Raw genomic sequence first — 11111 nt, 5'->3', positions numbered from 1 at the left:
CCCCCGCCCCCCGGCCGGCCCGCGCCGCCGCGCCTGCCCGCCCCCTGCCCTCCATTGCGCCCACGCCGGCACCGCCTATACTGAATTGGGCGCACCACCCACCCGCAAGCTGCAAGGAGCAGATCATGACACGCAAATACATCGATTGCCGGGAGTTTCCCAGCGACATCAACTGCACCGTCGCCATCGCCGCCGACAGCGAAACTGAACTGATGGAAATCGCCGTTCAGCATGCCGTCAGCGCCCACCACCACGAGGACAGCCCGGAACTGCGCCAGCAGCTGCGCCAGTTGTTCAAGGAAGGCACGCCGCCCGAATACCTGCCCATGGCCGGCCAGCCCGGCGCCACGGCCGGCGCAACGTCCAGCCACCGTCATTAGTATCTGGCGAGGTCGCGCTGGCATGCGCCCATGCCAGCGCGTTTGATTTAGATCAACGTAACATTTGATACACCTCAGTACACTGGGTTTCGCACCATGAGTTAAACGATCACGGCGGCCCGGCGCCTTCGTGCGCCCGCAACGTAGCCCAGTCCCCACGATGCTGCCAGCCTATATCTCCCACCCCGACTGCCTGAAACACGACATGGGCAACCAGCACCCGGAAGCGCCGGCGCGGCTGGGCGCCATCCAGGACATGCTGCTGATCAAGGGCTTGCTCGATTGTATGCAGACCTACGACGCCCCCTGCGCCACCGTACAACAACTGGCCCAGGCCCATTCCACGCTCTACATCCGCACCCTGGCCAGCATGGTGCCGCAAGAGGGCATGGTGCAGGTCGATCCCGACACCAGCATGAATCGGCACAGCTATCAGGCCGCGCTGCGGGCGGCCGGGGCCGCCGTGCTGGCGGTCGACCTGGTGCTGGAAGGGGCGGCGCCCACCGCGTTCTGCAACATCCGCCCGCCCGGCCACCACGCCGAGTACGCGGCCGCCGGCGGCTTCTGCTTCTTCAACAACGCGGCCGTGGCGATCCGCCACGCGCTCAACGTGCACGGCCTGGAGCGGGTGGCCCTGATCGATTTCGACGTCCATCATGGCAACGGCAGCGAGGACATCCTGCACCACGACGAGCGGGTGCTGATGTGCTCCATCTTCGAGGACAAGCTGTATCCGTTCAGCGGCAACACGCCGCGCGGCCCCAACATGGTCAACGTGCCGCTGCCGGCCCGCTCCGGCGGCGAACTGCTGCGCGCCAGCGTGGAAGAATTCTGGCTGCCGGCGCTCGAGCGCTTCGCACCCCAGCTGGTCGTCGTGTCGGCCGGTTTCGACGGCCACCGCGACGACGACATGGGCAACCTGGGCCTGGTCGAAGCGGACTACGCCTGGATGACGCGCCAGATCGTGGCCGTCGCCCAACGCCATGCGCAAGGCCGCATCGTATCCTGCCTGGAAGGGGGCTATGAACTGTCGTCGCTGGCGCGCAGCGCGGCGGCCCACCTGAAGGTGCTGCTCGGCCTGGACGACTGACCCCGGCGCGGGACCAGCCCGCGCTCCCCTCCCATCCAACGCTTCCCGAACAAGAAAAACCATGGATACCCACTACCTGAGTCCCCTGTTCTCCCCGCAAGCCATCGTCGTCTTCGCCGGCAAGGTGGACCAGCCGGACACCCAGACCAGCTACGGCCGCAGCATCTGCGCCCAGATCCGCGACGGCGGCTTTGCCGGTCCCGTCACCTTCCTCGACGTGAACATGAGCGGCACCCTGGCCGACCTGGCCCACTCGCGCGCCGACCTGGCCCTGATCGCCCTGCCCCACGAGGAGCTGGCCTTCGCGCTGGAAGTGGCGGGCCGCATCCAGTGCAAGGCGGCGCTGGTGATCTCGTCGGGCGTGGAACCGCAGCTGGCCAAGGAACTGCACGCCATCGCCCGCAAGCACGACCTGCACCTGCTGGGGCCGAACTGCCTGGGCTACCAGCGCCCGCGCCTGCACCTGAACGCGGGCGTGGCCGGCCAGCTGGCGCAGCCGGGCAGCCTGGCCCTGGTGTCGCAGTCGGGCGCGCTGACCTCGGCCATCCTGGACTGGGCCAGCAAGAACGCGGTCGGTTTTTCCACCGTCGTCTCGCTGGGGCCCAACACCGCGGTCGACCTGGCGCAGACGCTGGACTTCCTGGCCACCGACCAGGCCACCGAGAGCATCGTCATCTACATGGAAGGGGTGACCAATGCGCGCCGCTTCCTGTCGGCCCTGCGCGGCACGGCCAACACCAAGCCGGTGGTGGTGCTCAAGGCCGGCAACGCGGCCGCCGCCTCGGAGGCGGCGCTGACCCACTCGGGCAACATCATGGCCAGCGACGACGTGTTCGATGCGGCCCTGCGCCGCACGGGCGCCGTGCGCGTGAAATCGTTCGTCCAGCTGTTCTCGGCCGCCAAGTGCCTCGCTTCGCGCTACCGCCCCGTGGGGCCGCGGCTGGCCATCGTCACCAACGGCGGCGGGCCGGGCGTGCTGGCGGCCGACTGGGTGGTGGAACTGGGCCTGCAGCTGGCGCCCCTGGCGCCACCCCACGCCCAGGCGCTGATGCCGCTGCTGCCGCCGCACGCCACGCTGAGCAACCTGCTCGACCTGTCGGAAGAGGCGGGGCCGGAGCACTACCGGGCCGCCATCATGGCCTGCGGCCAGGACAGCCAGGTGGACGGCGTGCTGGTGATCTATTCGCCCAAGCTGGCGGGCGACCACAATGCCGTGGCCCAGGCCGTGGGCGAACTGAAGGCCAGCGTCGGCAAGCCGCTGCTGACCTGCTGGATGGGCGACGAAAAAGTAGGCCAGGCGCGCGAAATCATCAACCAGGCCGGCGTGGCCACCTTCCGCACGCCGGAGGCGGCGGTGGACGGCTTCTCCAACATCGCCTCGTTCTACCAGAACCAGCAGCTGCTGCACCAGACCCCGCCGCCGCTGTCGCAGCTGGCCGAGCCGGACCTGGACGGCGCCCGCCTGCTGATCGAGGCCGTGCTGGCCGAGCGCCGCAAGGTACTGACGGAAATGGAATCGAAGGCCCTGCTGGCCGCCTTCCACATCCCCATCACGCAGACCATCCTGGCGCGCAACGCCAACGAGGCGATCCTGATCGCCAGCCAGCTGGGCTACCCGGTGGCGCTGAAGATCGATTCGCCCGACATCACCCACAAGTCCGACGTGCAGGGCGTGGCCCTGAATGTGCTCAACGCGGCCGCCGTGCGCGACACCTTCGGCGACATGATGGCCACCGTGCAGCGGCTGGCGCCGGAAGCGCGCATCAACGGTGTGACGATCCAGAAGATGGCCGGCAAGCGCAACGGGCGCGAGATGTACATCGGCGTCGTCACCGACCCGCTGTTCGGCCCCGCCATCAGCTTCGGCGCCGGCGGCACCATGATAGAGCTGATCAACGACCGCGCCATCGAACTGCCGCCGCTGAACCAGTTCCTGGCCCAGCGCCTGATCGGGCGGGTACGCTCGGCCCACAGCCTGGACGAACGGCGCGGCGCACCGGCGGCCGACCGCGAGGCGATCGAACAGGTGCTGCTGCGGGTGTCGGAAATGGTGTGCGAGCTGCCGCAGTTGCGCCAGATGGACATCAACCCGCTGATCGTCGACGAGCATGGCGCATTGGCGGTCGACGCCCGCATCGTGATCGATGCGGCGCCGCCGTCCGTGCACCGCTACGACCACCTGGCCATCCTGCCCTATCCGGCCAACTACACGCAGGACTGGCCAATGCGCGGCGGCGGCCAGTACACGCTGCGCCCGGTGCAGCCGGACGACGCCTCCATGCTGCAGGAATTCGTGCGCGGGCTGTCGGAAAAGTCGCGCTACTACCGCTTTGCCTCCTCGCTGCGCGAGCTGTCGGTGCCCATGCTGGCGCGCTACACGCTGATCGACTATGACCGCGAGATGGCGCTGGTGGCCGTGCACACGGTGCGCACGCCGGGCGAGGACGGCGAATTCATCGTCCACGACCGCATCATCGGCGTATCGCGCTACATCGCCAATCCCGACCGCAGCAGCTGCGAATTCTCGCTGGTGGTGGACGACCGCTTCAGCGGCCAGGGGCTGGGGACGCGGCTAATGCACGCCATCATGGACGTGGCGCGCGACAAGGGGCTGACGGAAATCGACGGCCTGGTGCTGAGCAAGAACAGCGGCATGCTCAAGCTGATGGCCAGCCTCGGCTTCCAGATCCAGCCCTACGCCGAGGATCCCGATTTCCGCCTGTGCAGCAAGGGCCTGTAGCGGCGGCGACGCACGCTGCGCTTGCATCGACAAGCGCGGTGGGCGATGATGAGGCATGCGCACCTCTCCCCCACTCTTGCTGTCCCGCCTGGCCTGCGCCGTTGCGCTGACGCTGGGCGGCGCCGCCTGCGGCAGTCCGCCGGCAGCTTCGGCTTCGGCTTCCGCTTCGGCCCCGGCGTCGGCTCCGGCTTCGGCCCCGGCTTCGGCTTCGGCTTCGGCTTCGGCTTCGGCTTCGGCCCCGCTTAGCACCACGCCGGCCGACAGTGCCACGCTGATGCGCCAGATCCAGGCCGAACTGGCCGACACGGCCTGCGACAGCGAGCGCCAATGCCACACGATCGCCATCGGCAGCAAAGCTTGCGGCGGGCCGGAAGGCTACCGCGCCTGGTCCGACCGGCGCAACGATGGCAGCCGTCTCAAGCAGCTGGTGGCCCAGCATGCGGCCGCCCGCCGGGCCGAAGACATGCGCGAGCGCATGATGTCCACCTGCTCCTACGTCAGCGACCCCGGCGCCACCTGCCAGGCCGGCCACTGCGTGCTGCGCCCGCCTAGCCTGGGCGGCCCCGCCCTGCAACAGTAGCGCCAACAAAAAAATGGGGACGTACCCCATTTCGGTAGCGCCGTCCGCCGCCCGGCAATTACAGAAAAATGGGGACGTACCCCATTTTCCCCATTTTGAATTTCTGGAAATGGGGTACGTCCCCATTTTTTTGGGGTACGTCCCCATTTTTTGAGCACGTAAAAAAGGCCGGGCCGCTTGCGCGGGCCCGGCCAGCTGCCGTGCGGCCCGCCAGACGGCGGGCCCGGGCTCCTCTTATTTTGCGTTTACGTACTTGTCGCGCGCATTGTCGAACTGCGGCAGCGGGTCGTTGGTGTTCACCTCCACCACCGTCGTGCCCTGGTAGCTGCCGTTGAGCAGGTATTGCACGGCGCCCAGGTGACGCTTGCCCGGGGCCAGGCCCGACCAGCTCATCAACACGGACGCCGTACCGCCTACCGTGGCCGCGCTCGGCATCAGCACCTTGAAGCCGCCACCCACCGTCGCCGGCGACAGCAGCCAGGAGTTCAGGCTGTAGCTGGCCTGGCTATCGACGGGCGCATAACCGACCACGCATACGCTGTAGTTGCCGGCCGCCGGCTTGATCAGCTGCACTTGCTCGTTGGCGCTGCTGCCGCCGCTGCTGCCGACCACGTTGCCGTCCTTGACCACCACCAGGTCCAGGTCGGAGTTGCCGTTGCCGCTAGTGTCGGCGTCGAACAGCGAGAAGCGCGCCACCATGGTGCCGCTCGGGATGGTGACCGCATGCACGTTCACGCCCGGCGCACCGCCGGCGGCGCACTGGGCCGCCGCGTTGGCCGAGGTGTCGGCCTGGCCCACGCTGCGGGCTTCGACCGTGGCGGGGATCAGGCCGGCCTTGGCGCTGCCCAGGGTGCCGGCAAAGCCGGTACCGACCGTCAGCACCTTGCTGCCGGTGGCCGCTTCACTGCTCACGCGGCTGGCCGCGGCCAGCGCGCTGCCACGGGCCGTCAGCGGGCTGCGCACCGTATGGCTGCCGTCCGACCACACCAGCGAACCATAGGTCCAGGTGTCGATCGGGGCGCTGGTACGGGTCAGCTTGACGGTGAACGCGCCCTTGGCGCCGGCGCCCAGCGTCAGCGTGGCCGGCTGCACATCCACCGTGTAGCCGGGCAGGCTGGCCACGGCCGTGTAGGTGGCGGCCGTGTTGCCCACGTTGGTGACGGTGCGGCTCAGGGTCAGCGAACCGAGCACGTTGGCGGCCGTCAGCGAGGCCAGGTTCAGGTTGTAGGGCTGGATGGTGCCCACGGCCTGGCAGGTGGCGGCCGAGTACACGCCCGCGTTCAGGCCGCACAGGAAGCGCGCATAGTCGATCTCGGTGGCGTCATACACCAGGCCGGGATCGGCCGCCGTGGTCGGCGCGATATGGCCGGCACCCTGGCCCCATGGCAGCGTGCCCGTGGTGCGGGCCGTCGCATCCCACGCCATCGGGCCGTTCAGGCCGTCCGACTTGGTGTCGAAGGCGGTCGTCATCAGGGCCGACTTGATGGCGGCCGGGGTCCAGTCCGGATGGCGCTGTTTCAGCAAGGCGGCGATACCGGCCACGTGCGGGGTGGCCATCGAGGTGCCCGTGTAGAACGCCCAGTCCGTGGACGGCGACACGCCGCCGCCGGCCACGGCGTCGCGCTGGGCCTGGGTCAGGTCGGCCGTGACGGCAGCGAGGATGTCGGTGCCGGGCGCGGTCAGGTCCGGTTTCAGGATGTTGGCGTTGGCCACGTTCGGGCCGCGCGAGGACGAGCCGTTCATCACGGGAGCCGGCACGTTAGGGTCGTAGAACGCGCGCAGCTCGCCCAGCGCGGCCGTGGCGGCGGCGCCGCTGGCGGCCACGTAGTTCTTGACGATGGCGCCATTTTCCTGCGTGACGTGGATGGTCGACACGGTGTGCGGCTGGTTCAGCACGGTCGTCGCGCCGCCCGGTACGTTGGCGATGATCACGCCCACGGCGCCGGCCGTCTTGGCGTTGGCGCTCTTGTTGACCAGCACGTTGGCGCCGCGGTCGCACACGAGCACCTTGCCCGCGACCTTGGCCGGATCGAGCAGCGGCGCCACGCCGTCGGTGGCGCCGAAGCAGCGCAGCAGGCTGACGTTGGCCGGATCGACGCCGGCCAGGCCCGCGTCCTTGGCCAGGATCAGCGGCGCGCTCGGCGTCATGGCGTTGCTGGAAGCGCCGTCCACCTTGACGCCGCTGCCCAGCGCGGCGCTGGCGATGTAGGTACGGTTATGGGTCGAGTTGCCCACCGTGGTCAGCCAGGGGCTGATGTGGGATACGGGCGCCGGCGGGCTGGCAGTGGGGCCCGAGTTGCCGGCCGCGGCCGACACGAACACGCCGGCCGCCGCCGCGCCCAGGAAGGCCACTTCCGTCGCCTCGTTGAAGGCGCCGCCGCCCGCGTTGGGGCCGATCGAGAAGTTGATGACGTTCACGCCATCCTTGACGGCCTGGTCAATGGCGGCCACGCTGTTGGAGGTGGCGCAGCCGTTCTTGCCCGACACGCCGTCCGTCCAGCACACCTTGTAGGCGGCGATGCGGGCGCGCGGGGCCATGCCCGACACCTTGCCCATCGGCACACCGCCGACGCTGGCGCTGACGTTGGCGTTGCCGCCGGCCGTGCTCGACGTGTGGCTACCGTGGCCGCCATGGCCTTCCGTGCCGCCCACCGAGTCACGGGCCGACAGGAATTCCGTCCAGTGCAAGGTCTGCTCAGGGGACTTGAAGTAGCGTGCGCCGATCAGCTTGTTGTTGCAGTTCTGGACGCCGAAGCCTTCGCCCGTGTCGCAGGCGCCGTGCCAGCTGGCCGGCGGCGCGTCGTACACGCGGGTGGCGCCCGTGTGGCTGGGGTTGCCGTTCTCGTCCACGCGGTCCGCGTAGCTGGGGTTCTCCGGCCAGATGCCACCGTCGACGATGCCCAGGATCATGTTCTCGCCGGCCGCGCCCTTGCCGCCCAGCTGCTCCCACAGGCCGCCGGTTTTGTCCAGGCCCAGGAAGGTGGGGGTGTAGCTGGTGTCGAGCTGCTGGATGGAGTCGGCCGTGATGTTGGCCACGCCGCTGTTCTTCTTCAGGGCCCGCACTTCATCGTCGCTCAGCATGGCGGCAAAGCCATTGAACACGACGTTGTACTTGTGGGTAATTTCCGCCGCGGCCACGGTGCTCAGCACGCTTTGCTGCTTGGTGTCCAGGTAGTTCAGGTAGTTCTGCACGTCGGCCGCGTCCACGTTCAGGCGCTGGCCGGGAGCCGGCATGGTCGCCGCCAGGCCCGTGATCTGGCCGGTGTAGGTGGCGACCGGTTTGTCGACCAGCTGCACGATGTAGGAATGGCGGACTTCATCGGCCATGGCGGCGCCGGCCATGGCCGACAGCAGCACCAGGACGGCGGACGAGATAGGATGCAATTTCATTATGGATATTCCTCGGGCTTAGGCTGGCAGGGATGGGACGGCGGGCTGGACGCCGCGGGCACGGCGGCGCGCGGCCAGGGCGATGCCGCCCAGGCCCAGCATCAGCATGGCGTAGGCCGACGGTTCCGGCACGGCGCTCACGTTGAGGTTGTCGATGGCGAACTGGGCCTGGTTGGCGGCCGGGTTGAAGCAGCTGCCGTTGCCGTCGAACAGACAGGCGCTGACGGTCAGTTCGCTCAGGTTGGCATGGCCGAAGGCCGCGCCCAGCGGCACGGCGCCGAACATGTAATTGCCGCCGCCGTTCTGCAGCGGGAAGTCGAAGGCGTCACGCACCGTGCCGCCGCCCACCAGTTTGCCGGTCAGCACCAGCTGGCCGTAGGAGAAGTTGGGCAGGCCGCCCACGGGCGCCAGGAAGGCATAGTCCAGTCCGTGCAGCGAGAAGGCGCTGGTGTCCGTGCGGTGGATGTTCAGGCCGCCATCATTGAGGCCCAGGTAGTACATGCTGTTGTTGCCGACCGGGCAGGCGGCCACGCTGCAGGTGTCGGGATCGGCACCGTTGGCGATCATGCCGGCCGCGCCGCCGCCGCTGCCGGCCGGGCTGTCGAGCACTTGCAGGGTGTAGCCCGTTTCCGTGAAGACGTCGCCGCCGGCGAAGATGTCCGGACCATGGGACTCGAAATTGATGGTGTCGGCCATGGCGGGCACGGCGCCCAGCAGGGCCACGGCGCCGACGACCACGCCAGCCAGTTGTTTCAATGTAGGGATAGATTTCATTTCTCTTGCCTTCTTGGTTAAGGAGCGGACATGGTCTGCATCGGACTTGCAAGGTCGTGGCGCCCTGCTTCGCTGCATAACGACTGCAGCGTCAAGAAATATAGCAAGAGAAGCAACTTAAAGTGCAATTATCTTAACGTTAGTTATTTGCATTTATTTTGAAAAACAGAAGAAAAATTGGTATCGGCAATGAAACCAGCTTAAATAGTGATTCCGGCGGGCAGGAAATCATGCGTTAATTTGTTGTTATTCCGCAAATTTCACTGCCGGCGGGGATGCCGGCCGGTTTGGCCCGGCACCAGGATAGTCGCACAACATCGCGCAAACCAACGCTATCGCCGCCGATCTACTTGCTACTGCCGATATCTGCTCGCCTGGATGGCTGCCGGCGCGGCAGCCGAAAAAAAGCCGGCGCGGTGGCCGGCAGTGGGGTGTGCTTCCGTGACCAACTATTATATTGTCACTTCTTTCCTTGAGGAAACCTCAAATACCGGCGCCCGCAACGCAGCGGCGGCCGGGACCGGCGCCGCGGCGCCCTCCGCCCCCAGCGTAAACATGTCGACCAGCCGTACCAGCGCGCCAGCCTGCCCGTCCATACTCTCGGCCGCGGCGGCCGACTGCTCCACCAGGCAAGCGTTTTGCTGGGTCATGCCGTCGATGTCGGCGATGGCCCGGTTGAGCTGGACCAGGCCTTCGCTCTGCTGCTGGCCGGCGCCGGCCAGGTCGCTCATGAGGCTGGCCACCTGGCGTACCCGTTGCACAATGTCGTCCATGGTGCTGCCGGCCTGGCGGGCCAGGCTGTTGCCCTGCTCCGCCTGGCGCACGGCATCGTCGATCAGGGCCTTGATCTGGCGCGCCGCGCCGGCGCTGCGCTGCGCCAGGTTGCGCACTTCCGTGGCCACCACGGCAAAGCCGCGCCCCTGGTCGCCGGCCCTGGCCGCCTCCACGGCCGCGTTCAGGGCCAGGATATTGGTCTGGAACGCGATGCTGTCGATCACCGCCGTGATGTCGACGATCTTGTCCGATCCGGCCCGGATGGCGCCCATGGTCGCCACCACCTGGCGCACCACGGAGCCGCCCTGGTGCGCGGCGCCGGCGGCCGATTCGGCCAGCGCATTGGCCTGGTGTGTATGCGAAGCGCTGGCGCCCACGCTGGCGGTCAGTTTTTCCATCGCCGCCGCCGTCTGCTGCAGCGCACCGGCTTGCGCTTCGGTGCGGCGCGACAGGTCGGCATTGCCCGACGCAAAGTCGCGCGCCGCGCCGTGGATGGCGCGGCTACCCTGCTGGATGCGGTGCACGGTGTCGCGCAAGTTGGCCTGCATGGCCTGGAGCGAGCCCAGCATGGCAGCCACTTCGTCGCCCGCTGCATGGCCCGCTGCATCGTCCGCCACGGCGCCGGCCACGATGGCATGACTGAGGTCGCCCGCCGCGATGCGGTCGGCCGCCAGCGCCGCCCGCCGCACCGGCACGGCGATGGTGCGGGCGATGAGCCAGGCGGCATAGGCGCCCATGCCCAGCGTCAGCAGGCCGATCGCGACCATGCCGCCCATGGCGTCGCGGTAGTGGGCGTTCAGTTCCGCGTAGCCCTGCTCCATCTCCGCGCTCTGGCGCCGGGCCAGCTCGGTCAGCGTGGCCAGCCATTGTTCATGGGGCGCCGTCAGTTCCGCGCGCAGGATGTTGCCCGCTTCGTAGCCATCGCCGGCCAGCGCCAGCTTGCGCACCAGCTCGGCCACCCGCATCACCGCCTGCTTTTCCGCCATCGCCCGCCGCAACAGCGCGCGGCCGTCGTCACCGGCGATCTGCCGCCGCGCCAGCGCCTCGGCCCGCTCATAGCTGGCCAGGATCGCTTGCAGCGCCGCCTGGTCGCGCGGGACGGCCGCCAGTTCCGTGGGCGCCGCCAGCCGCGCCAGCACGGTGACCATGGCACGACCCTGCTCGCGCATTTCCGTCACCGCATTCAGGCTGCCGACCTTGTCGTTCACCATGTAATCGGTCGCACCATGCAACTGGGCCATGCGCCACAAGCCCATGGCCAGCAGGCCGCTGGCGAACAGCAGCACCAGGCCGAATCCCAGCGCCAGCCGGGCGCCGATCTTGATGCGGGCGAGGTAAGTGAGCAGTTCGGTCAGCAAGCGGGTCATGGGCATACTCGGGTCG

7 protein-coding genes are annotated in these 11111 nt (G+C 68.3%); 4 read left to right on the top strand and 3 right to left on the bottom strand.

Going from position 1 to position 11111, the window contains the following annotated elements; all coding sequences use genetic code 11:
- Window positions 1-125 precede the first annotated feature (125 nt).
- From AC3WOS_RS27880 to AC3WOS_RS27865, 4 genes are all read left to right on the top strand, one after another.
- Window positions 126-380, top strand: a complete 255-nt coding sequence (locus tag AC3WOS_RS27880; RefSeq protein ID WP_492720496.1) for a DUF1059 domain-containing protein — start codon at window positions 126-128, stop codon at window positions 378-380.
- Between the two features lie 160 nt (window positions 381-540).
- Entirely contained in the window at window positions 541-1470 is a 930-nt protein-coding gene (locus AC3WOS_RS27875) for a histone deacetylase family protein (RefSeq protein WP_492720494.1), read from the top strand.
- A 61-nt stretch (window positions 1471-1531) separates the two neighbouring features.
- The gene (locus tag AC3WOS_RS27870) at window positions 1532-4210 is read left to right on the top strand and encodes a bifunctional acetate--CoA ligase family protein/GNAT family N-acetyltransferase (RefSeq protein ID WP_492720492.1); all 2679 of its coding nucleotides are present in this window, start codon (window positions 1532-1534) and stop codon (window positions 4208-4210) included.
- A 55-nt stretch (window positions 4211-4265) separates the two neighbouring features.
- Window positions 4266-4790, top strand: coding sequence for a hypothetical protein (locus AC3WOS_RS27865; protein WP_492720491.1), 525 nt, complete (start codon window positions 4266-4268; stop codon window positions 4788-4790).
- Between the two features lie 234 nt (window positions 4791-5024).
- Here the strand turns inward: AC3WOS_RS27865 and AC3WOS_RS27860 are convergent, their stop codons facing one another.
- The 3 genes from AC3WOS_RS27860 to AC3WOS_RS27850 form a co-directional block, all read right to left on the bottom strand.
- Window positions 5025-8180 carry a S8 family peptidase gene (locus tag AC3WOS_RS27860; RefSeq protein ID WP_492720489.1) on the bottom strand — a complete coding sequence of 1052 codons (3156 nt, stop codon included), beginning with the start codon at window positions 8178-8180 and terminating at the stop codon, window positions 5025-5027.
- 18 nt (window positions 8181-8198) lie between these two features.
- Window positions 8199-8954: an NF038120 family PEP-CTERM protein gene (locus AC3WOS_RS27855; protein WP_492720487.1), complete on the bottom strand. Its 756-nt coding sequence runs from the start codon at window positions 8952-8954 to the stop codon at window positions 8199-8201.
- 452 nt (window positions 8955-9406) lie between these two features.
- Window positions 9407-11111, bottom strand: a 1705-nt coding sequence (locus AC3WOS_RS27850) for a methyl-accepting chemotaxis protein (protein WP_492720486.1), incomplete at its 5' end; no start/stop codon positions are given.

The sequence above is a fragment of the Rugamonas sp. FW305-51 genome (assembly GCF_058786935.1).
This window is presented reverse-complemented; position numbering and strand designations above follow the sequence as displayed.